Source organism: Streptomyces sp. NPDC001153 (assembly GCF_053598315.1).
On record NZ_JBSFJZ010000020.1, the window covers coordinates 86,288 to 109,591 of the forward strand.

At 67.6% G+C, this 23,304-nt stretch carries 12 protein-coding genes and 4 pseudogenes; 5 read left to right on the plus strand and 11 right to left on the minus strand.

Annotated features, from left to right (window positions below):
- Positions 1-52 precede the first annotated feature (52 nt).
- The 4 genes and pseudogenes from ACWDEN_RS23365 to ACWDEN_RS23380 all read right to left on the minus strand — a co-directional run.
- Positions 53-353 (minus strand): annotated as a pseudogene (locus ACWDEN_RS23365) (LysR family transcriptional regulator); the annotation flags it as partial.
- A 163-nt stretch (positions 354-516) separates the two neighbouring features.
- Positions 517-613, minus strand: a pseudogene (locus ACWDEN_RS23370) (LysR family transcriptional regulator); the annotation flags it as partial.
- Positions 614-965: 352 nt separating this feature from the next.
- The gene (locus ACWDEN_RS23375; RefSeq protein ID WP_351618813.1) at positions 966-1,151 is read right to left on the minus strand and encodes a hypothetical protein; all 186 of its coding nucleotides are present in this window, start codon (positions 1,149-1,151) and stop codon (positions 966-968) included.
- Between the two features lie 318 nt (positions 1,152-1,469).
- Positions 1,470-1,847, minus strand: a complete 378-nt coding sequence (locus tag ACWDEN_RS23380) for a hypothetical protein (protein WP_450860040.1) — start codon at positions 1,845-1,847, stop codon at positions 1,470-1,472.
- A 1,306-nt stretch (positions 1,848-3,153) separates the two neighbouring features.
- Here ACWDEN_RS23380 and ACWDEN_RS23385 point away from each other — a divergent pair.
- Positions 3,154-4,116, plus strand: coding sequence for a hypothetical protein (locus ACWDEN_RS23385; protein WP_450860041.1), 963 nt, complete (start codon positions 3,154-3,156; stop codon positions 4,114-4,116).
- Between the two features lie 40 nt (positions 4,117-4,156).
- Here ACWDEN_RS23385 and ACWDEN_RS23390 read toward each other — a convergent pair.
- Positions 4,157-4,765, minus strand: a pseudogene (locus ACWDEN_RS23390) (tyrosine-type recombinase/integrase); the annotation flags it as partial.
- 87 nt (positions 4,766-4,852) lie between these two features.
- Positions 4,853-6,925 (minus strand): bifunctional polysaccharide deacetylase/glycosyltransferase family 2 protein, encoded by a 2,073-nt coding sequence (locus ACWDEN_RS23395; RefSeq protein WP_450860070.1) that lies wholly within the window; start codon positions 6,923-6,925, stop codon positions 4,853-4,855.
- 91 nt (positions 6,926-7,016) lie between these two features.
- Here ACWDEN_RS23395 and ACWDEN_RS23400 point away from each other — a divergent pair, with 91 nt between their 5' ends.
- Positions 7,017-7,355 carry a hypothetical protein gene (locus tag ACWDEN_RS23400; protein WP_351607661.1) on the plus strand — a complete coding sequence of 113 codons (339 nt, stop codon included), beginning with the start codon at positions 7,017-7,019 and terminating at the stop codon, positions 7,353-7,355.
- 526 nt (positions 7,356-7,881) lie between these two features.
- Here the strand turns inward: ACWDEN_RS23400 and ACWDEN_RS23405 are convergent.
- Complete coding sequence (locus tag ACWDEN_RS23405) at positions 7,882-8,742, minus strand: chitosanase (protein ID WP_351607659.1); 861 nt, start codon at positions 8,740-8,742, stop codon at positions 7,882-7,884.
- Between the two features lie 183 nt (positions 8,743-8,925).
- Here ACWDEN_RS23405 and ACWDEN_RS23410 point away from each other — a divergent pair.
- Positions 8,926-9,255: pseudogene (locus ACWDEN_RS23410) on the plus strand (IS5/IS1182 family transposase); the annotation flags it as partial.
- 79 nt (positions 9,256-9,334) lie between these two features.
- Here ACWDEN_RS23410 and ACWDEN_RS23415 read toward each other — a convergent pair.
- The 4 genes from ACWDEN_RS23415 to ACWDEN_RS23430 form a co-directional block, all read right to left on the minus strand.
- The gene (locus ACWDEN_RS23415; protein WP_351607673.1) at positions 9,335-9,532 is read right to left on the minus strand and encodes a hypothetical protein; all 198 of its coding nucleotides are present in this window, start codon (positions 9,530-9,532) and stop codon (positions 9,335-9,337) included.
- 120 nt (positions 9,533-9,652) lie between these two features.
- Positions 9,653-10,105 carry a hypothetical protein gene (locus ACWDEN_RS23420; RefSeq protein ID WP_450860042.1) on the minus strand — a complete coding sequence of 151 codons (453 nt, stop codon included), beginning with the start codon at positions 10,103-10,105 and terminating at the stop codon, positions 9,653-9,655.
- A 262-nt stretch (positions 10,106-10,367) separates the two neighbouring features.
- A complete protein-coding gene (locus tag ACWDEN_RS23425; protein ID WP_351607653.1) occupies positions 10,368-10,916 on the minus strand; it encodes an SMI1/KNR4 family protein in 549 nt (182 codons plus the stop codon).
- A gap of 48 nt (positions 10,917-10,964) precedes the next feature.
- Entirely contained in the window at positions 10,965-20,984 is a 10,020-nt protein-coding gene (locus ACWDEN_RS23430) for a LamG-like jellyroll fold domain-containing protein (RefSeq protein WP_450860043.1), read from the minus strand.
- Between the two features lie 340 nt (positions 20,985-21,324).
- On the opposite strand from ACWDEN_RS23430, the gene mycP reads away from it, so the two are divergent.
- A complete protein-coding gene (gene mycP / locus ACWDEN_RS23435; protein WP_351607648.1) occupies positions 21,325-22,590 on the plus strand; it encodes a type VII secretion-associated serine protease mycosin in 1,266 nt (421 codons plus the stop codon).
- 67 nt (positions 22,591-22,657) lie between these two features.
- Positions 22,658-23,188: a type 1 periplasmic-binding domain-containing protein gene (locus ACWDEN_RS23440; protein ID WP_351607645.1), complete on the plus strand. Its 531-nt coding sequence runs from the start codon at positions 22,658-22,660 to the stop codon at positions 23,186-23,188.
- Positions 23,189-23,304 lie beyond the last annotated feature (116 nt).

A 23,304-nucleotide genomic window follows, 5' to 3' on the forward strand; every position in this document is an offset into this window, starting at 1 on the left:
CCGGAGCACCATGCACAATCCTTGCTGCTCGGCGTCGGGGATCGCGGCGGGTTCAGGCGAGCCAGTCCGTGTAGTGGGTGGGGGGCGATGCGGGCGTCGTGCCCGGCGGTGAGGACGTCACCGTGGACGGCGGCATACATGCCGGCGGTGTCATCGGTGACGACGGAGCGCCCGTCGCCTTTGGCCGCGAGGGTCAGCCGGCCGATTCCGTCGAGGGGGTACACGTCGGGTCCGGCGATGTCGAGGACGCCGTTGAGCGGGGTACCGGCGGCCACTTCGGCGATGATGCGGGAGACGTCCGCGGCGGCGATCGGCTGGAGCGGCGTACGCGGCAGACGGACGGTCTCGCCATCCGCCCGGCCACAGGCGTGGACCTCGTGAACGGCCGGGGCGTCGAGGAAGCCGTGGCGGGCGTCGATGTCGTCATCAACCTGACGAACTCCCCGGCCTTCGGCGAAACCCGGTCGTAGATGGGCAGCCTTCTCGCCGCGAGCGTGAAGGGCGGCGTCGGACACTTCGGGGAGTGCGGGACGGCCTGGTGGCCGGCCGCGTCGAGGTTCTCCACAACCCGTGACCCGATCAGCCCGGTTCCGCCGATGACCGCGAATTTCATGGTGCCGCTCGCCCATCTCTCGACGGTTATGCCCCGTACATCACTTTATGCACCAAACATACCGTCGCCAGGAATCGATGCGCCTGGGCAGAACCTGGAGAAGCAACTGGCGGCCACGTCGTGCCCGGTGGACTTCCCCATCGGCTGGGCGTGGCGGCGGCTCTGCGTCGTATGAGTGCTCCTTCTCCGCCATCGCGGCAGCGGTGTCGCCGCGGCCTGGACGTCGGGGACACCGGTCGCCCGCAGGTGGGGTCCACGCTCAGCCGTCCCAGCCGATCGCGTTCACCCGGGACCAGCGCCGCCAGAGGGCTCGCGACCATGCCCGCGGTCCACCCGACGGTCGCCGCGGGCATCACCTCGCCGTCCGACCCAGCGTTCCGTCTTCAGTTCGTCGATCGCGCTTCGGTTCGTCGATCGCGCCGCCGATGCGCGGGCGGGGTCCGGGGCCGAGCTCCAGCCGGATGACGTCGGAATGGTCGACCAGGACGACCCGCACCTCCTCGCGGGTCACCCGCACCGCACCCCCTTCCTCACGCACGGCACCCACGGCTCCTGCCGCACTCCACACGCCGCGAAACCCCCACCACCCACCGCGTGGTCACCCGTGCGGGGGCGTCCCGGTGTGTCCGTCACTCATGAGGTGGTGGCGCCCGCCGTCTCCCTCGCCCGCTGCTCGGACCGGGGCCGGCACCCATCCGGGGTGCCGGCCCCGGATGGGGGACTGCCGCGCCGTCGCGCGCGGCGGGCCCAACTCGCCGTCCGCGCCGCAGACCCCGGTCCGCCATATGTCGTACAAAACCTGGGAACGGACATCTCGCACGCTGCCGGAACGCCCTCCTTCCACTCAGGCGAGGCTTCAGCCGCCCCTCAGCCGCACCCCGAACCGGGTGCGCAATCGGTGGACCTCCCACCATGCGATCGCCGTCACCGTGGCCGGACCGCCGATGAGCAGCACATAGGCGATCGGCGTCGGTCCGCTGGGCAGTCTGGCAGTGACCGCGAACGCCCAGACCAGGAAAGTGGCCAGCACAGGCGGGGCAGCGGGGTGAACCGAGACCGCGCCGAAGCCGGTTCGCGCGACGGCGGAACAAGCGAACAGGAACAGGAACACCGCCCACACGACTCCCGCCAGGAACGCGAGGGACAGCCACGTCCCCGCAGAGCCGCCCACGCGGGACGGGTTGGCCACGCTCCAGGCGACGACCAGTACGACGATGAGCAGCAACGTGCCCACGAACAAACCGATTTGGCGCAATGATCCACGCAGAGCGGTCCACATCGCCTGGCGGCGGCTGGGAGGCGCGGACCAGGCGGTCGGAAGCCGGTGGACCCACCAGACACCCTCTGCGAGGATGCGCACCCCTGGACTCGGCTGCCCGGGATCAGGAGAGGTGGCTGCCGCCCCCCAGGATCCGGGCCTCGTCCCTCTCATCAGCCGCCGCTGCCGCTCGTCCAGATGCGCGAACAACGCCCCGGTACTTGATCGTCTCCGGTGGCATCGGCGTCCACTACGTAGTGCGACATCCGTGGCCCGCTGCCTCCCCGGCGGCTGGTCACGGGCGGGGATCTGAGCCGGCCACTGGGGCGAGGTCGTTCTCTTCTGCCTCGACCACATCGGCGTCCTGAAGGACATGGCGGAACTGGAGGACAGCCGAGGTGGTCGGGATCGAGCGTGTGTTGTGCTCCAAAGAGGTCGAGCAGACCTGTCAGAACCACGAACGTGCAGGTCAGAGGCCCTTTGCCGCAGGCTCCAGAATCGCCACGCACTCCACATGATGCGTCATCGAAAAGATGTCGCAGCGAGCGGGAGCTGGAGAAGTCGCAGGTCAGAGGAGGTTTCTTGGCTCGGGAGACGGGCTGCCAGGGGCCCAGAGCGTCAAACGAGCGTCACGCACGAAGCGCGCTGACTCACTTCAACGACCGACCTCAGCGCGTCCGGACGGGGCCGTGGAAGCCATACGTGGGATGGGTTGTGGTTCTCGCTGCTCGCCCCGGCCTATCGTGGCCCTCCGCCCACAGCTCGTCGACTGGAGGCCGGGAACCGTGAAGTATGCACTGACGGAGAAGCAGGCCGACATGCTCCGGGAAGTCGCGGGTGCTTCTGATGCCGTGGCTCTCCCGCCCGAGAGCATCCATACGGCTTGGCCCTTGAGAAGCGCGGGCTGATCAAGAGGACCTGGCGCGGCAGCAGCCACGTGGTCGTCGTCACAGCGGATGGCCGCTACTACCTCAAGCACGGAATGCACCCTCGTGAGGTGTAAGCAGAGAAGGACCGCCTGGAAGGAGATGCTGATCAGGCTGTAAAGGCCCCCACTGACGGAGCAGACTTGATCTCCCGGCTACGAACCGCCTCGGGAAAAATCACCGTACCGAACCCTGGACCGCAGACCCGCGGGCGGTGGCGGGCGGCCTACTAAAGTGCGCTGCACCACGGCCACGTACTGGAGGGACACAAGCTGCGCTGGGCCGGTCGGCAGTGGGGCGACTGCGTCTTCACGCTGGTCGACGAGAAGGCGGAGAAGGCGGCCCAGCCTCCCCCAGTGCCGACCATCGATGTACCCGAAAGCGTGGACCGCCTTCACCGTCTGGTCCGCGCGACGTGCAAGGCTCTCGGCAGGTCCCGGACTGTGGTCGACACCCGAGGAAGGCCCGAGGTCATTCCCCTCTACCTGTCACGTCTACTCGTCGACCGAGCCCTGCGGATCATGCACGCGCTCCTGACGGCGGCCGAGAACCGCGGCTACGCGCTGGAGACTCAGACCGACCTCCACCGTGGTGAAGCCGTGCACTCGCTGGTTATCGCCTTTCCGCTCGCGCTCACGGAGCGGACGACCAAGGTGCGCCACGAGCCGACTCCCCAGGAGGTTCGCCAGCAGCAACGCAGTCCCTGGACGCGTCTCCCCAAGTACGACGAGGAGTTCAACGGACGCCTGGCGATCGGCGCACCGGCTGGAAGCCGGTACCAGCATTCGTACTCGTACAGCGACGGAGCCCGATGGTCACTGGAGTCCCGACTGGGGCACCTTCTGCGCGATCTCGAACACCTCGCGTCGGAGGCCGAGCGCCAGCAGCGTGAAAGGAAGCTCCGCGAGGCCGAGCAGCAGCGCCAGTGGTACGCGGCGATCGCTCAGGCGCGGGAGCAGCAAGTTGAAAGGCATCGAGCGAGGGTCCTGATCGAGCAGGTGAAGGCGTGGCATCAGGCTGTCGAGATCCGCGCCTTCTGCCACGCAGCACGCGCACAAGCCGACAGCGCATCGACTCTGGCGGTCGAGCCGGAATGGCTGCAGTGGGCCGAAGAGTACGCAGCGAAGATCGACCCGCTTGGCTCGCCACTGCGGACTCCGCCGGACAGCCGTGAGGCTCTGCGAGAGCTGCTGCGCGGCGACCTCTATGCTCACCCCTGGCCGTCGACGCCCAGGGCCGCTGATCGCTTCCCACGGAGGACCACCCCGACCATCCGTGATCACGGTCCCGCCCACTGGAGGTGCCTGGTCCTCACATGACGCCTCCGCCCTGTCCGTGGAGGACAGGGCGGAGAAACGTTTATGCGGCGATTGTCAACGGAACGTCCAGGCGTTCCCAGGCTCCGAGGACGGCCTTGTGCGCGTCCGGTTGCAGGTGAGCGTAGCGCTGGGTGGTCTGGAAGCTCTCGTGTCCGAGGAGGTGCTGGACCTCGTAGAGGGAGACTCCTTTCTGGACGAGCCAGGAGGCGCAGGCGTGGCGCATGGAGTGCGGTGGGTAGTGCGGGACGAGGTGTTGCTCGCCGTCGGTGTCGAAGTAGTAGGCGCTTTCGACGGCCGGCCACCAGGTTTGCCGTCGCCAGTTGCCGTCGTCGAGGCGGCGTCCGGAGCGGCCCTTGGTGATGGTGGTGAAGACCAGCGCGTCATGGTCGAGCCGGTGGATGTGACGGTCGAGCGGCTCCAGGACGTGCGGTGGGAGCGGGACTTCCCGGCGGCTCTTGGAGCTCTTGGGGTACTCCTTGATACCGCTCTTGGTGTTGACCTCCACCGCGAACAGGCGCGAGCGGCGCCGGTCGATGCGGTGGCGGTGCAGGCCGGAGAGTTCACCCCAGCGCAGTCCGGTGTAGAAGCCAAGCAGACACATCGTCCGCCACTCGGCGGGGAGTTCGTCCAGGATGCTCTGCGCTTGGTCGACGGTGAACCACTGCGGGGGTTGCGGCTGCGGCTATGACGGCGGTTCGGGCTGTGACTGTGGGTGCCAGCAGGGCAACCGCTGCCGTCAGCCCCGGGCCCCCGTTGCCGGTGACAGTGGTGCTTCCTGGTGGGAGCCGTAGCGTTCCATGCGCTGCCAGCGCAGTCGGCTGCCGGACAGGGCCGTGGCGACCGACTGGACCACCACGAGGTACATCAGCTGTCGGTACACGAACTGCTGGAACGGCAGGCTCCACAACGGTCCGCGCCGTTCGCCGTCGAGGCGGAACGCATAGGCCCCGGTGACTACCTGGATGAGCAGGAACGAGCACCACAGCAGCAGTACGTGGACAGGGTCGAGGAAGATCACCCCGTACACGCTCAGCACGTCGACCAAGGGTGCGAACAACGGCAGCAGCACCTGGAAAAGCAGCAGGAAGAGCAGCCCGCGACGGCCGAACCTGCCGGCCGCGCCGCTCTGGCGGACGGCCCGGCGGTGCTTCCACATCGCCTGCAGGGTCCCGTAGCACCAGCGGTAACGCTGCCGCCACAGGGCTCCGAGGGAAGCGGGAGCCTCGGTCCAGGCAACGGCCTTCTCCTCGTAGACCACGCGCCAGCCATCCCGCCAGATCGCCATGGTGAGGTCGGTGTCCTCGGCGAGTGTCGCCTCGGAGACACCGCCGACGCGCACCAGTGCGGCCCGGCGCCAGGCGCCGATCGCGCCCGGCACGGTGGGCATGCACCGGGCCAGGTCGAAGAGCCGCCGGTCCAGGTTGAAGCCGACGACGTACTCGATGTGCTGCCAACGGCCCAGCAGGCCGCGCCGGTTGACGACCTTGGCGTTGCCGGAGACCGCTCCGATCCGTGGGTCGGAGAACGGTTGCACTAGATGGCGGACCGCGTCCGGCTCGAAGACCGTGTCGCCGTCCATCATGACCACGATCTCGTGCGAGGCGGCGGCGATCCCCGTGTTGAGGGCGGCGGGCTTGCCCGCGTTCTGCTGGCGGATCACCCGTACGCCCGACAGGCCGAGTGCCTCGACGATGTCGGCGGTGCCGTCGGTGGAGCCGTCGTCCACGACGATGATCTCGACCGGGTGGTCCGATGCGACCAGGGACCGGACGGTCGCCTCGATACCGGCCGACTCGTTGTAGGCGGGGACGATCACCGACACCGGTTCGGTGACGGGCGGTCCCCACGCCGTCTTGGCGTGCCGCCGGTGCCTGGCAGCGGCGATCATGGAGATCACGGCGCGCAGGATGCCCAGCACTCCGGCTACGAGCAGTAGCAGGTCGAGTCCGTCGAGACCCCAAAGCGCCCCCTTGAGCAGCCACAGCAGCCCGACGCCGAGCAGGTACTGGCTCGTGGAGGCCGGGCGGTTGGCGCCGGTGAGGTGGAAGGCTTGGCTGACCGTCTGGAAGCGGTAGCCGCGCGCCTTGAGTCGTGGGATCAGTCTGTCGAGCGCGGCGATGGTCTGTGCGCGGTCACCGCCAGCGTCGTGGAAGAGAATCACTTGGCCGGTGGACTTGGGCGGGGTGGCGTTGTGGACGATCCGCTGCACGCCGGGCTTCTGCCAGTCCTCGCTGTCCTGGGTGACGAGCACGGTCAGGTAGCCCTGCCGGCCGAGCTGTCGCATCACGGACCAGTCGGCGTTGCCCACCGCGTCGGCGCTGGAGGAGTAAGGGGGCCGGAAAAGGCTGCTGGTGACTCCCGAGGCGCCGGCCACCGCGAGCTGGTCCTCCCGCATCTCCAGCGTGCGCTGCCAGCTGGGCAGGGCGGGCAGGTAGGGGTGGGTGAAGCTGTGCAGGCCGAGTTCGTCGTGATCCTTCGCCATCCGGGCGACCAGTCCGGGGTGTGTGGCCACGCCGGTGCCCACGAGGAAGAAGGTCGCGGGCACATGGTGCCGTTCCAACGTCGCCAGGACCTTGGGGGTCCAGGTCGGGTCCGGGCCGTCGTCGAAGGTGAGTACCACGGTGTGCGCCGGTGGGGTGAGCGAGACCGGTGTGGATCCGGTGGACGAGATCACCGGGCCGCCGTTCTCGACCGAGGGCGGCACCTTGTCGGCGGGTCCCTGCGGGGGGTTCCCGCCATCGTCCTGGAAGCCGAACATGTGCTGCGTGTAACCCTCGACGAGCAGCGTGAGGGTGAGGGTCAGCACCATGGTCGCCAGCAGCACCCAGTGGGTGCGCACCGGCGTTTCGCGGGCGGTACGGCCACGCCGTGGGGAAGAGCTCACATCGGTGATTTCTGGGATGAGTGACGAGTTCTGGAATGGAACTGCGGGCGTGGAGCAGAGGACGGAGGACCTGGTAGGCCGTCAGAGCCCGAGTGTGCCGTGGGTGGGTGAGGCAGAGGGCGGCCCGGTCGGGGTCTGCTTCGGGTGCGGGGGCGGCTTGGGGCCCTTGGACCGCGTCGGACTCGGGGACCGCGTCGGACTCGGGGACCCCGTCGGACTCGGGGACGGCGTCGCGGTCGGGGACGGTTTCGGCGTCGGGGACGATTTCACCGTCGAGGGTGACTTCGCCTTGGCGGACGTGCCGCCGATGGCCTTCGACACGGTCGTCGCCAGGCCCGCGCTCCGGTGCCGCTGAGCGGTGCCGGCCGCCGCGGCCGTCGGGGATGTCCCGGCCCGGTGCATCTCGTGCGCGTGCTCTGCGACGGCGCCCGGTTGGGGCCGAAGGGGGTGCGGCAGGAGCGCCGGCAGGGTCGGGCCGCCCAGGAAGGTGCTGACGAGCAGGGCGACGTAGGCCGCTGCCGGAGTCACCAACGCCGCCACCAGGATGCGCAGCCGCCTGCGGCGGCCTCCTGACATGTCGACGAAGATGGGTTTGGGGGTGAGGCGTCGTATCGGCAGGCCACTTAGGTTCCGTGTGTCGCCGGTGGGCTCGGCCGGGGAACCGGCCACGGCAGGCCCGTGGGGCGGCTCCTGAATGGGGATGTCGGGAGACGGCGACGCCTCTCGCGTCACGCTGTCCCCGGCGGGCGCCGAGCCCTCCGGAATGGTCTGCACGAGATCCAGACACTAGTGGCTTAAAACTGCTTGTCGTACAGAAACTGTTGAAGCACGCGAAAAAAGTCCGCAAAGCAGATGAGCGGGTCGGCGCCGTGAAGGACGCGTCAGTCCCGCGGCCTGCCGATGGTCAGTCTGAAGTCGGCGCCCACGGTCAGCGGAGCCTTCAGATCCCACTCGCCGTGGTCCGCGAGCTCCTGCAGAGCCTGCGACCGGTCGACCGCCTGCGGCCAGTCGTTCTCGCGGCCGGCGGTGCAGGGGTGCTCCATGTGCTTGCGGCGGGCAGTGTTGAACCGGGCCAGCCATGTCACCTCGTTCACCCCGGAGGCCGGGTTGCCCCCGAGCAGCTTGTCGGTCTCGTGGGCGATCTTCAGCATGCCGTCGCAGTCGTCGGAAGTCTGGCCCATCATCAGGGCGGTGTCGTAGAGGTTCTCCAGACCCAGCTCACTCTTCACCCCCTCCTGCGCGGCCAGCTTCATGGCAGGGGCGAGGTACGTGTCGTGTCCCACCTGGATCTGCAACCTCCGGAAGGCCGGGTCCAGGGCGGCCTTCTTCCAGTCGCGCACGAACGCCGCGCCCAGCGCGCCGGTGTCGTCACTTCCCGAGTCGGCCAGTCGCTGAAGGACGGAGGAGTACTTCGCGAGCACGTTGTGGGCTGCGACTGCGTTGTACCTCTTGACCAACGCGAGCATGTCGCCGCTCTGGCTGCAGAACCCGATCCACCCCGCCGTGTATCCACAGCCGTCGTGCAGATCGGTAATGTAGGCGTATTGCGGAGCGGTGGCACCGTTCTCGAACACCGCGGTGATGTCATCCATCATCTCGATCGCCGCTGGACCCGCCGCGGACGTTGCCGGAGCACCGGCTGTACTGCTGGCCTCGTGGGCCGTACCGGACGTGCAGCCACCCACGGTGAGCACCGCGCCGAGGACGACGAGCATGGTGCAACGCATTCTGGTCAACTCCACGAAACACTCCGGTCTGTTCCTGGTTGACTGCGCCAGTTCACTGAGGTCTTCACGACAACGCGACGGTTGCTGTGCCCGATGACAGGCCGGTCGGCGGGATGTCGACCTGGCGTCAGGCAGGGATGAAGCCCCTGGTAAGAACACGTCTGCGAAGATCACGTTCCGTACAATCAGAGGCTCCACGTGCCCTCCAGTATCACCTACACCGCTGTCCTGGATGTCCGCAGGGGGACCGCGGAGCATCTCACGAAGCTGCTGCGCGGGCATCGTGAACTGCTCGGCACTCGCAGGGGCACTCGCGCGCTGGGCGTCTTCCGGCAGGCGGTGCTCGTGCTGCGCTGGTTCGTCGACGACACCCGGCTGGCCCAGCTCGCCCGGGACGACGGAATCTCGCTGCCGACCGCCTACCGCTACCTGCACGAGGGGCTGACGATGCTCGCTGACCACGCGCCCGACTTGTCCACCGCACTGGAGCGGGCGGCAGCGGCCGGGTACACCCACGCCCGACGCGACGAGAAAACCGGATTGCTCTGCCAGGCGGCGGCCGGACAGAGCAGTCGGTCAGGGTCTCATTCCTGTGTGGTCAGTTGTGTCAGGGCACGTCCTTGTAGGTGTCGGTGGACCACAGGGCGCCGCCGGTGCTGGGGCCGCCGCCGCTCTTGTAGACGACAAAGTTGCCGTCGTTCTGGAGGGTGGCGTAGGCGCCGGAGTGGCCCCAGGTGCCGGTGGACCAGAGGGGGGTCTGCGGTGAGGGCGAGCATGGCCGCCAGGGGAAGCTGGTGCTGGCCATGCCCCGCAACCGCCCGCACCGAAGTACGCGGGTAAGTCTGGCAGTTGGCTCGTGAAGTGCCAGACGCCAGCCGCGCGCCCGCTTCCTGGGCACGAGGCTGCGCCTGGTCGACGGCGAGGCTCAAGCGTCCGGCCAAGGGCTGATGCCGAGCCCCCGGAGACGGGCCTCTTCCCTGCGATGCACGAATCTGGGACGGGTGACACCTCCCAGAAGTCCCTCGCTGAGGGGATACGGCTGTTCTTCACTGAAGATCCGAAGCAGCAACTCTGCCATGCCACAGTCGAACTCGATGAACGCCTCGCCGTCGAGACCGCCGGAGTCCCAGACGATGACCGGCCACCCATCCGGATCACTGCCTCGGGTGGACCAGCACAGAACGTTCTGGTTCGAATCCTCCCCCCAGCAGATCAGACTTCCCGCTGCCGGCCAGGCCGGATACAGCGCCGAAACGCCCTCCAGCCAGTCCGGGGACGGGACGAACCAGACGTCATGGGGCCCGTCACCCGGGGCGCCCTCATTCTGGCGGGAGATGGCGAGGCCATCCTCGATCACGCCTGATCCGTAGACGGACATGAAGTCTCCTCCTCAGTGCCGCGCTGGCTCACCTCCTGCGCGGCACCCGGCCGGGTGGTTCGGCACGTCCTACGACTAGGGCGTGTCCCCGACCGAAACCTGGTCCCCGGCTCACCGGCCGCGCAAGCACCGCTGAGGGCCTCCGCCACTACGCCCGCAACCCCGCCAGGCCCCTCGCCCCCTTGGACATCAGGTGATTAAGCACCCCGCGAGAACGACGCAGCCCTGGGCTGCCGAGAAGGATGCCAGCAGCAACTGGCTTTCAGAAGCCTCTCATGGCCCGCCAACCGAGAAATTCGTGCGGCCCTTGGGTAAGGGTGCGGTCACTGAAAGGCTGGAGGTTCCCGCCAAAGACGGCCAGCAGGAACTCCACCATCCCGCCACTGAAAACCGTCCAGGGAACGGTTCCGTAGGGTGACTGGCGCCTAAAGGCGGCGACACTCCATTTGTCGGGATCAGTGTCAGTGCACAGCCAGAAGACTGCGTCACCGCTCGCAGTGCCACCGAAGGCCAATACCTCCGGCGTTGCACCGCCGGCAAAGTGACCTGCCAAGAACTCCAGATCTGCTGGACGGAGCGATGGGTTCAACCCATCCAGCAGATCGCCATAGGCTGACTCCGCAACCGGCGGGGTACTTACCGAAAGGTACTCATCGATTTCCCCCCCGCCATAGACCTCGACGAAGGCACGGTAGTCCTCGGGCAACCGCAGACCCGACTCCTCGAACAGGGCGTCCCAGTCGACGCGGTCACCACCGGTCGGAGGCGCTTCGAGTGCCTGACCAAGGCGCAGGATCGCGGGGTGACTCATAGCCGGCTGGCCCATATACGAGTCCTCTCTCGTGGAACATCCACGGCGCTACTGACCGGCGACGGGGGCATCGGCGCCGGTTCGGCTGTCGACCGCTGTGCCAAGGTTCTTCCATCCGCTACCCGCAGTGTATATGAGGTTGGAAACGGTGTCCGATGCGGCACCGCTGAGTCTTCCGGAGCGGTCCCAGGAAACGTATGACATTTGCATCTCGTACGGCACGGTTCGACTACCGGAATATACCGGCGTCACCCGATAGAGAACGATGTTGCCGTCATCCACTGCCTGCCGCACCTTGTCTTCGAAATGCAGCATGCTATCCATCGGCTTGATCGGCTTATTGGGCTTCCCGACGTACGAGTTTCCATCCGTTCCGCAGGTCGCAAGATTTTCGAGATTGGTGCCGGAGCCGCTCAATTGTGCGCCCAGGAGGTGGCAGGCGTTCACACCACTCGGCTTGCCGCCCAAATAACCGACGTACTTTCGCGCCCAGTCATAGCCTGGCGGAACGATCCCCTCGCCCTTGTTGGTCTCGGTCGAGGTGCCCGGATGTGACTCCAAGTAGCTGCTGTCCAGGCACGCCGTCACTCCAGTCGCGCGTCCGCCATGGCCGATGTCGACTGGTCCATAGTCGGTCCATCCAGCACCGTCGACTTGACACCCCGGGTCCGACTGATCGTCTTGGGGCGTGCACGCCCCCGTCAGGGTGCAGAACGCCGCGGTAGCCCCCGCCGCGGTGAGCGAGGCCAGTGCGTTTGCGGCAGCCGCTGAGGTTCCGCCGTTGGCGAGCGGCTGGTGGCCTGCCTGGGCTGCGGCAGCGGCAGCCACAGTGGCGACCACCTTGAACTTGGACGGGTCGATCTTGGGGCTGGCACCGTCGGCTTGGCCACTGGGGCGAGCGCCCGGGTTTTCACGCAGGCCCATCTGCGCGGTCGGCGGCGGGGGCGGCGGCGGTGCGGGGTGGCTGATTGCGACGTCGCAGCTGGAGTACCCGAAGTCGAAGGCGGCTGCGAGGCCTGCGCCTATCGCTGCCAGTCCGGCGGCGACTTCGCCCACCCCGGTGACAACGGCGGCTACAACAGCTACGCCGAAAATGATGCCCAGGCCCACCACTTCGAGGGTGTTCCAGATGTCGTCGCCCTGAGTCGCGTCGTACGTGCTGGTGACATCGTGCGGCGCGGTGTAACCCCCTCCGCCGCCTCCGCCACCGCCGCCGGTGTCTCCGCCACCACCGTCGCCTGCCGGCTGCCAGTTGGAGCTCGGTTCCGGAGCGGGGGTGTAGGGCGCGCTGTAGCAGGAGCTGTTGCCGGAGGGGTCGGCGTTGGTGAGGGGGTTGTCGTTGCCGTAGGTGTAGGGGTTGGCGTTGACGGAGGGGGCGGGGGGCTGGGCGGTGGCGTCGTGGCTGGTGAAGTTGCCGGTTGCCGGGTCGTACCAGCGGCTGGCGGTGGCGGTTCGGCTGGTGGTGGGGTCGGTCCAGCCACCTTGGTAGCCGAGGTCGTGCCTGGTGCCGCTGCTGGCGATGACCTGCCCGTAGGGGGCATAGGCGGTGGAGCCGGCCAGGGCTGTGCCAGTTGCGGTGAAGGTGGCGCTGAGGTCGCCGTGCTGGTCGGTGTAGGCCAGGGATGCGCCCGCACTGTTGCTGATGCCGATCAGCTGGTTACCGAGGCCACGGCTGTAGGTGTCGGTGCCGTCGGAGACGATGGTGTTGTCGGTGCCGTTGTAGGTGAAGGTTGCCGATCCTGCGGTGGCAAGGCGGCCGAAGGCGTCGTGGGTGTAATTGGTGGTGCCGTCGGTGACGAGTTGGTCGAAGGCGTCGTAGGTGAGGGTCTCGGTGCTGGTGCCGGTGACCGTCGCCAGGGTGCCTCGGGCGGTGTAGCTGTAGTTGGTGGTCGCTGAGCCTGCGGTGGTGGATGTCAGCTGGTTGCGGGCGTTGTAGGTGGCTGTGGCGGTGGTTGAGCCACTGGCGGTGCTGGTGCGGTTGCCTGCGTTGTCGTAGCCGTAGGAGGTGCTGGTGGTCCCGTTGTTCCAGCTGGTCAGCCGGTTTGCCTGGTCGTAGGTGTAGGTGTTGCTGGCGGCTGCGGCAGTGCCGGTGGTGGCCTGAGAGGTGATGTTTCCTGCTGTGTCGTAGCCGTAGCTGGTGGCCGCTTCAGTGGCACCACCGGGGGCGGTGAGGGTTTGGCCGGTCAGCCGGTGCTGGGCGTCATAGGTGAGGCTTTGGCTGGCGGCACCGCTGCCGTAGGAGATGCCGGTGACCTGGCCGAGGGTGTTTCGGGTGTAGGTCAGCGTGGTGCCGGTCAGCGGGTCGGCGGCAGTCGCAAGGTTTCCGGCGTTGTCGTAGGTGAAGGCGCTGGTGCCGGCCTTGTCGGTCCGGGAGGTCAGTTGACCGTTGGAGTTGTAGGCGTAGCTGGCGGTGCCGGAGGGTCCACTGGCTGCGGTGATCTCGCCGCGGTCGTTGTACGTGTAGGTGTTGGTGCCGTTGGGGGCGCTGGCGGAGGTGACGCGGCCGGCGGCATCGTAGCTGAAGGTGCGGGTGGTGGTGGTTGCCTCGGCTCCGCTGCCTGACTGGCTGGTCAGCTGTCCGTCGGCGTTGTAGGTGCTGGTCTCGGTGACGCCACCGGGTCGGGTGACGGTGACGGGATGGCCGTCGGCGTCGTAGGCGATGGTGGTGGTGCGGTCGGCGACGTTCGGGAAGGAGGGAGTGCTCGGCTCGATGGTTGATTCGGCCAGGCCGAGGGTGTTGTAGGTGGTGATGGTGGCGTTGCCGTTGCCGTCGGTGTAACGGGTGTGCTTCCCGGCCGCGTCGTAGCCGAAGCTGGTGGTGATGGACGAGGTGGCAGTGACCGGTTCGGTCTGCTGTGTGAGGACGTTGGTGGCGTCGTAGGTGTAGCTGCTGGTGTGGCCGTTGGCGTCGGTGACCGCGGTGGGATTGCCGGCCGGGTCGTAGCTGGTAGAGGTGGAGGCCAGTGTGGTGCCGGACGCGTTCAGCTTTGCCGTACCGGTCTGGCGTCCGGCCAGGTCGTAGGTGCGGGTGATGGCCGTGCCGTCAGGCAGCGTGGTCTGGGTCAGCCTGTTGTCGAGGTCATACGTGTAGTGAGTGCTGTTGCCCAGCGGGTCGGTGGCGGTGATCCGGTTACCGGCAGCGTCGTAGGCAGCCGTGGAGATCTGACCGCCGGGCAGGGTCGTCGAGTTGGGGTTGCCTGCCGCGTCGTAGCCGTAGGTAGTTGTGTCCGTGGTGGTGGTCGGTTGCCGGACCACCTGGCTGACGGTCACGGTGCGGCCGAGGTCGTCGTAGGTCGACGTGGTGACCGCCCCGGTCGGGTCGGTGATGGACAGCTTCTCACCGTCGGCGTCATACGTGGTGTGGGTGGTCGGTGCGCTGCCACTTACGGCGGGCTGAACCGCTTGGGCCAGGTTGCCGAACTGGTCGTAGGTGTAGCTGCTGGAGTTGCCGTTGCCGTCGGTGGCGGCGGTGATGTTTCCGGCCGCGTTGTACTGGGCGGTGACGGTGGGAGTGATGGAGGTGGTGGACCCTGGCGGGGTGTAGGCAGCCCCCGAGGTGGCGACCCGTTCGCCGTCGGCATCGTAGGTGTAGGTGGTGATGTTGCCGTCGGGGTCGTCGACGGAGGTCTGGTCGCCGAAGGTGTCGTAGCCGTAGAAGGTGAGGGGGTGGATCGCCTGCGGGGCGGCCCCGTTCTTCTCGGCGTTCACCGTCGGCGCTGTCACCTGGGTGAGCTGGCCGGCCTGGTCTGAGGTGAAGGCGGTGGTGTAGTTCGCGGGGGTGGCGCCGGAGACGTTGCCGCGCGGATCGGTGGTGGATGTGAGCAGTCCGCGCTGGTCGTAGGTGTGGGTGGTGATCAGGTTGGTGGAACCGTCGTGGACGGTCTGCGAGGTGACGTCGCCCAAGGCGTCGTAGGCGTAGTCGGTCTGTTCGGTGGTGCTGCCCTTGGTGACGGACGCGGAGATGAGGTTGCCGTCGACGTCGTAGCTGTTGGAGGTGGTGGTCTTGTTCTGGCCGTAGGGGTCGAAGACGGAGCTGGTGACCAGGCCCGCGGGGTCGACGGTGTAGTCGGTCTCGATCAGAGCGGCGGTGTTCTGCTGTTCCGTCAGATGGCCGGCGGCGTCGTAGGCGTCCTGCTGGAGGACCTTGGTGGTGGTGGAGCCATCCGGGTTGTGGAAGTTGGCCAGGTAGGCCTGGATGAGCTTGTGGTTCCAGTTGTAGTAGTAGCCGGTGGTCCGCCCCATCGCGTCGGTGTCGGAGGCGAGCCAGCCCGCCGGGTCGTAGGCGCGCGAGTCCAGCACCAGCGATGTGGGCGAGGAGGGGTTGACCGGGTCTCCGATGTAGTTGGTCAGTGTGGTGGTGAGCAGTTCACCGGTCGGTGAGTACGCGTAGGTGTAGGCGTTGCCATTGGGATCGGTCTCGGCGGTGCGGTTGCCGTAGGCGTCGTAGCCGTAGGTGGTCTTGCGGCCCGCGGGGTCGGTGACCGAGTCGAGCTGGTCGTGGGAGTTGTACGTCCAGGCGCTGGTGCGGGTGGTGTCCCCGCCGGTGGTGTCCGCGACCGCCTGCGCGATGGTGTTGCCGTCGTCGTCGTAGGTGTAGGTGGTCTGGGGGGTGTGGTTGGTTCCCTTGACGGCATCCGTAGTGGCCGGTTCGGTGGCGGTGACGATGCGGTCCTGGCCGTCGTAGGTGTAGCTGGTGGTCACGCCGGCTGGATAGGTATCCGAGGTCTGGGTGCTGGTGAGGCGCCGGCCGAGGTTGTCGTAGGTGTAGGTGGTCTTCAGTCCCGAGGGCGAGGTCACCTGGGCGAGGTCGCCGGCGCTGTCGTAGGCGTAGCTGGTGATGTTGCCCTTCGGGTCCTTGGCGGTTGCCAGGAGCCCGGCCGGTTCGGTGCCGCCCCCGACGGCGGACTCGGTGCCCGCCGTGTATGTCTTGGTGACCGCGTGCTGGTCGGGGTCTGTGGAGGTGAGCAGGTCCCCGGCGGAGTTGTACGTGTAGGTAGTGGCGTAGGTGGTGTCGGTGGCGCTGGTGGAGCGCGGGTCGGCGGTGGAGGTGGGCTCGTCGTTGCGTGGGTCGGTGATGCCGTACGTGCCGGCGGCCGGGTAGCTGGAGTAGCTGGTGGTGGTGTCACCGTGCATGTCGCTGGTCGTGGTCGACAGCACGTCCCCGCGCGTGTTTTGCGTGGTGGTGGTGAAGTTGCCGTCCGGGTCGGTCACCGTGGCGAAAAAGCCGCCGGAGTCGTAGGAGTAGGAGGTGGTGTGGCCGAGCGCGTTGGTGACCGAGATCAGGCGGGAGCCGTTGGCCGGGTCGTAGCGGTAGGTGAGGGTCTTGTTGGTGGGGTCGGTCACGGTCGCGGTGGTGACCGGGGTGGCGCCGTTGGAGGTGCCGCGGGCGGCGTACTGGGCTGCGACGGTCTGCGTGCTGAGGGCCTGGTTGAAGGTGGAGACCTCGGCGATGGAGCCGTTGAAGTAGCCCTGGGGGTTGTTCGAGGGCAGGGAGGGCCAGGATCCTGACAGGTAGCCGGCGCCGATGGAGACGACGTTCTCGCCGGTGAAGTCCAGTTGCTGGCCGGTGCGGGTGTCGGCCTGCTGGCCGTCCAGGTTGAGGGTCTGCTCACCGTTGGTGTTCACGGTGAGCACGGCCTGGTGCCACTGCCCGTCGTTCACGGGGTCCGGGGACTCCATGGGTGACAGCAGGTGGTCCCACCACTGTCCGTACAGGTGTCCGTCGGCGCCGACGTACAGGGCGGGGGTGTAGTTGGCCGACAGGGTGGTGCCGATGGGGCCGCTCTGGTAGCTGAACAGGGTTTCACCGGAGGCGCTGGTCTTGAACCACAGCTCGATGGAGAAGTTCGCCGAGACCTTGCCGCCGTAGATCGTGGTGGACGGCAGCGACACGTAGGAGCTGGTGCCGTTGAAGGACGCGGCGGTCTCCGGGCTGCCGGTGAACAGCCCCGGGGCTCCCAGGGTGACGTTGTTGTAGGTGGCGGGGCCGGAGGACCACCAGTTGGAGGCCGTGGTTCCGGCGACTTCGTTGGCAGCTTGGTTGCCGGAGGTGTCCTGGAAGCGCCAGTAGTTGGGGGCGGCCTGGGAGATGACCGCGTCTCGGTAGTAGGCGCCGGAGCCGGTGGTGGTGGGCTGGCCGAGCTTCCAGGTGCCGCCGTCGGCGTCGGTGATCTGGGTGGCCTGGTCGCGGGAGGCGTCGTAGGAGGCGGCCAGTGCGGTCTTGCCCGAGGGCAGGGTGGTGCCGGTCAGCTCGCTGGCTGCGTGGGTGCCGGCGGTGTACTGCTGCTGGACGGCCGGGAGGCCGAGCGCGTGGGTGTAGAAGGCGGCTTCGGCGACGGAGCCGTTGAAGAAGGTGCGGTACCCGGTGTTGCTGGAGGTGCTGTAGTGCGGCTCGTCGGGCCAGTGGCCGCCGATGAATCCGGTGCCGATGGCGTCCACCGGCTGGCCGGTCACCGACACCTGCCCCGACAGGGTGCCGACAAGGTTCCCGTCCAGGTACAGCGACTGCGTGTTGCCCGCGGCGGACAGCACCGCGTAGTGCCATGCGCCGTCGGCGACCGAGGACGAGGTGGAGATCGGGGAGACGCTGCCCGCCCAGAACTCGCCGTAGAGCTTCCCGGAGGTGCCGACATACAGCGCCGGCGTGTAGTTGCCGGGCGTGGAGGTGCCAGTCAGCGCGTCCTTCTGGTAGCCGAACAGCACACCGGAGGCGCTGGTCTTGAACCACATCCCGACGGAGACGTAACTCGCCGAGGTCAGAAGGCTGTTCGGCAGGGAGACGTAGCCAGTGGAGCCGTTGAACGTGGCGGCGGTGGTCGGTGAGCCGGGCAGCGGTCCGGCCGCGCCGAGGGTGTAACCGCCGGTGTAGGTGCCGTTGTCGTTGCCCTCGTTGACGGCGACCTCGCTGGCCGCCGAGGTGCCGGTCGACTCACCGAGGCGCCAGTAGGAGGAGGGGTTGGCGTCCAGTACGGACGTGCGGTAGTGCGAGCCGGAGGACGACCCCGAGGTGTAGGAGTAGGCGGTGCACGCCGTGGAGGACGTGGGCGGGCACACCCCAGTCAGGTTGCCGCCGCTGTAGGAGTACGTCCAGGTTTCGGCCGTGCCGCCGGGGGAGGTGGCCGGGTCGGTGGCCACCTGGGTGACGTGGCCGCCGCTCCAGGTGAAGTGCAGCGAGCGGCTGCTGGTCGTGTTGGTGACGGTGGCCAGGGTGCCGTCGGCGTTGTACGAGAGGGTCTCGCTCCGCCCGGACGCGTCCGTGATCGTCTTCAGCTTCCAGGCCGAGCCGACCTGCTGACCGAACGTATACGTGGTGCCCGACTTGTCGGTCAGGGTGTAGCCGCCGCCGCTGACGGTCTGGAACGTGGCGTAGGTGCCCTGCGGTGGGGTGAAGGTGGTCCCGTCCGCGTTCAGGCCGAACCGCGTCGCCTGGCCGTTCGCCAGCGTGACCACGACCGCGCCCGAGCCGTCGTTGTCCGGCAGCGCGGACATGTCGTACAGCGTCGACCAGCCCGCACCGAAGAGGTTGCCAGTGCGCGGGTCGAGCGAGTTGTAGGAACGCCTCACCGACAACGCCGGGCCCGCCACGGACACCTCCGCGTCCGTCGCGGCGGTGGTGTAGTTCCCGACCCTGGGGGCGAAGGTCCGGCCGGCCGGGCCCTGTGCCGCCTCACCGAGATGCGAGGTGATCAGCGGCTGGGGGACGGTCGTGGAGAAGTACGAGGGATAGGACCACGCGCTCTGGGCGTCGCCGTCGCTGTCCGACACGATCCAGTAGTACGACTGGTTCCAGGCGAGTTTGCCGGCCGGAACGGTCCACTGGGTCTTGCTGATCGAGCCGGAGTCCACCACCAGGGACGGCTTGCCGGACGTCGGGTTGGTGTAGACCTGGAAGTCGTAGGTCAGGGCGTTGCCGGGGTAGTTGTCCGGGTCGCTGCCGCTGGCGAACAGCTGCGGCGTGAGGGAGCCGGCCACGACGTTGGAGGGCGGCGAGGTCGAGTCGATCTGTGGCGGGGTGTCCGCGGAGGTGAACTCAGCGCACGTCTGAGGCACGTTGTAGGTGGTGTAGAACGAGGTGCCGCTGGTCAGCATGTCCCAGCACACGTAGTACTGGCCGGGTGGCTCGGCCGGGAGCGTCCCGGTCATCGTCAGTGAGGAGTTGGGGCTGACCGAACTCGTCACGTACGTCTTGGTGGCGTTGGTGCTCAGCTTCGTCCAGGACGTGTTGTAGATGTCGGTGGCGAGCTGGGTGCTCGACGTCGACCAGGAGGCGGTGCCCCGGTTGGTGAGCGCCACCTTCATCGAGCCGGTGGTGCTCGCGGTGGGCTGGGTGTACGTCTGCTTGGGAATCGAGTAGTCGGCACCGTAGGAGCTGTAGGTGACCGACAGGTAGGGCGGGTAGGAGGAGTTGACGCTGGCGAACTGCTTCCACGCCGCGACGACGGAGTTGTCCGCGGTCAGCGCCAGACCGTTGTTGTAGGTCGTGCCGTGGGCCCAGCCCTCCAGCAGCTTCACACCGGCCGCGCCGGGGTTGTCACCGATGTCGATCCCGTGCCAGGAGGAGCCGCCGCAGCTCGCCCCGGCCTCGAAGCTGGAGGAGCCGATCGTTGACCCGTACGACAGGCCGGGATAGTCCGCGATCGTGCCGACGTTCCAGGAACTGGTGATCCCGTGGACGTAAACGGGTTCCGCGGTGCAGCCGCCGGACCACACGTCATCCAGGTACAGCGACGCCTGCTCGATGTAGTCGTTCTGGAACGTCGAACCGAACGACCAGTTCAGAACATAGCTGTTGGCCTTGTGGCTGCCACCGTCGTACGAGCCGACCTTCAGCACCGAATCGGTGGAGAAGTTGATGTCGTACGGCGTCTCCACATACGTGCTGGAGGACGCGTTCAGGTTCGTCGGGTCGACCTTGACCGGGAACACCCGGGCCTTGTCGTGCAGCCAGGACGCGTCCAGCGACACCCGCAGCGCCGGAGCCCCGTCCACGCTGGTCAGACTGTAGGTCACCCCGGTGGACGTCGCACCCTCACCGGACACCTTGCCGATGTTCGAGTCCTCCATGTAGCCGTGCGGAATCGTCACCCGCACAGCGCCCTTGGAATCCTTGAACACCACGCTGCCGTCCGAGGTGAGGGACGGGGTCAGCCCGGTCATCTGGAGCGGGAACACCCAGCTCGTCGGGGCCGAGGCGTCATGCAGGAGGAGAGTCTCCTTCACGCCTCCCGACGTGACCGAGTACTTCAGGTCCGAGGAAGCGGCGATCCCCGGGTAGGTGATCGCGTTGCCCGACGCCTGCCCCGTCACCGCTGCCGCGCCCTGCAGGGAGTAGCCGACCTGCTCATTTGCCGACGGCCCATACGAGACCAGGAGCGAATCGTTTCCGCTCGCGGCGAAGCCAGCGGGCGACGAGTCCGCACGTTCCACCCAGCGGCCGTCCGAACCCTGCACGAGAGTGCTGTCGATGTCAGCCCAAGCGCCCTTTGCCGTGCGGTAGTGCACCGGGCGGCTGTAGACGCGCGCGGTGAGGGTGCCGTCCGCGTTCTTGAACACCGACGTGTTCCCGGTGCGGTCCTTGACCACCTCCGCGCCGGCGGCCTTCGGGCCAGGTATGTGCGGGTCGCCCGCAAGCGCTGAAGAGTCGGCGCCGGCCGCCTTGGCCGCCTTTCGCTGAGCCTCCTTCAGCAGAGCAGCTCGGATCCGCGCCGGGGGCGAGACGCGCTTCGTCGACAGATGCCCCTGCGGACGGAACGAACCCCGCTCCTTCGCCTTCGGTACATGCGTCGAGGACGGCGGAAGCGCGCCCCGCACCGGCTTGGCCTTCGGGCTGGAGGCGCTTCCCTTCGTGCGCAGTGCCGCCGACTTCACCTGGTGCGACAGCCCGGCAGCGGAACCCGTCCGCTGATGGGGCAGCACCGCAGAACCCGATGCCAGGGCGTGCTCGTCGATGACCGCCTGGGCTGACTGCGTCCCCAGCGCCACGAGCAGGACGCCACTGACCGCGAGGGCGATCCCCCGTAGCCAGCGCCCTTGCACGCCGCTAGCCAGGTGGGCGATGACAGATGCCAACCCTCTACCCGCACCAGACGACACGCGGAACTGACGGCGACTCATCGCACAACCCCCACAGGCAGGACACATCAATGCCTCACCCATGGAGGCGCAAGCGGAAGTTGTAGCGGGCACCTGGAGAGTTGATCAACAACTCGACGACACTTTCACGCCACGACTTGGCGTGATCACACCCCCTTGCGCCGGATTTGCCCCTGCGATCTTGGGCAAAGCTTGGCCTCTCGATGCTCGGCCTTGACCAGTATTCCGGCCCCCGGTCACCGCCCCAGGCAATGTGGTAGAACCTGGCTGGCTCCGTGCGCTCCCCGTGCATGCCGTACGGAAGACCCCGCACCGATTGGAGCTGTTCGTGCTGTTCCCGATCCCACGAAGACGGTCCGGCAGAAAATTCGCGCCCATTGCGCCACTGCCCCTTTGCCGATTTCTTGTCGGCACTGCTCTTGCGGGGCTCCTGGCCGTCACAACCGACGCTCCCGCCGAAGCGGTGGTCATTCGCCAGTCCGAGTGGCCGCTCACGCAGTTCCAAGCGGACGAGATCTGGCACGTGTCACAGGGCCAGGGCGTCACCGTCGCCGTCATCGACAGCGGAGTCGACGCCGCTCATCCGGACCTGAAGGGCCAGGTCCTCCAGGGCGCAGGGTTCATCGGAGATGCTCGGGACAACGGCCAGACCGACATCTCGAGCGACTCGCACGGAACAGCCATCGCCGCCATCATCGCCGGCACCGGGAAAGCGAACGGCGGCACCGGAATGACCGGACTCGCACCGGAGTCCAAAGTGCTTCCCGTTCGCGTGTCCACGAACGCGACCGCAGATCCCACCGCTATCGCGCAGGGCATCAAATACGCCGCCGATCACCACGCACAGGTCATCAACGTATCTTCCGGAACGACCACACCCGACCCTCTGCTGCGCGAAGCGGTCCACTACGCACTCGGCAAGGATGCGGTCGTCGTCGCCTCCGCCGGTAACTCGGGCGAGAACGGCAACCCGGCGATGTATCCGGCCGCTTTCCCTGGCGTCGTCGACGTCACCGGAGCCGACTCCGACGGTCATTTCTGGCCGGTGAGCGAATCCGGGCCCACATCGACACTCGCCGCGCCGGCCGCCGGGATCTACTCCGCCAACGACCGCGGCCAGTATGTGAGGGCGGACGGCACGAGCTACGCGGCCGGCTATGTCTCTGCAGCGGCTGCGCTGGTCCGTTCCGCCTTCCCTCGCCTGAGTGCGGGCCAGACGATCCGCCGGCTGATCAGCACCGCCCAACGGCCCGGTGGCAGCGGCCACGACGACGAGTACGGCTACGGTCTCGTCGACCCCCTGGCGGCTCTGCGCGCGCCCGCCGCCGTCGACGGCTCAGCCGCCAACCCGCTTCTGTCCGCCGACCCGCTGGGCAAGCAGACGAACGCCGGCGTCGGGTGGATCACGGTCATCGCGCTGGGTGGGGCGGCAGTGGCTCTGATCTCCATGTCGTCGTGGATCGTCGTCCGGCGCCGCAGGAGCCGTTCCGCCAAGCAGGCAGACCCGACTCCGACGCCGTCACGCGGCACATCGCGTCCCGCTGCCAATTCAGGCAGGAAGAACCAGAAAAGCCGAGCCTGAAGGTGCGGCTCGCCTTCACCGGTCGGGCAGCAGGCCATTTTCGAGAACCAATTCCGGAGCACATCACGTGAACCTTCCCTTCAGCCTTCAGCGTCGCCTTGGAAGGGCCCGGCTCCTGGCTGCCGCAGGCGCACTGGTCGCCACCGGTCTGCTGGCATGGCTTGCCGTCGCTTTGCTGGCCGGTCCACGGACACCGAAGATCGTCGCCAACAACATCTCAAGGAATTTTCGCACCTGCCTCATCAACGGACAGCAGGACGCGGCGATGACCCAGCCCGTCTGGTCATCCCTGCAGAAGGCCGCTTCGGGTGCCGCCATCAACGCGCAGCACATCCAGGTCCCCAAAGGCAGCACGGCAGCGTCCCTGCCTTATGTCAACAGCCTCGTACAGCGCAAGTGCGGACTGATCATCTCCGTGGGTCCCGAACTCCATGATGCTGTGGCCACAGCCGCCCGGCACAACCCCCATCAGCGATTCATCGCCATGGGCCCAGCGGTCATGCTGCCCAACGTACGTAATTTTTCACCGGCGGACCGATCGGCTGTCATCAGCGCGGTACAACAGGCCGCAAACCCGCGGCCATCGCACCGGACCTGAGTTGCCGCCCCAACGGCACTACGGCCACAGCAGCGCCACACACCTTCTTCTCACCCAGTTCTTTCGATACTGACACCTGCCTCGCCTCAATGCCCGTCCCTCATCGGGTGATCCGC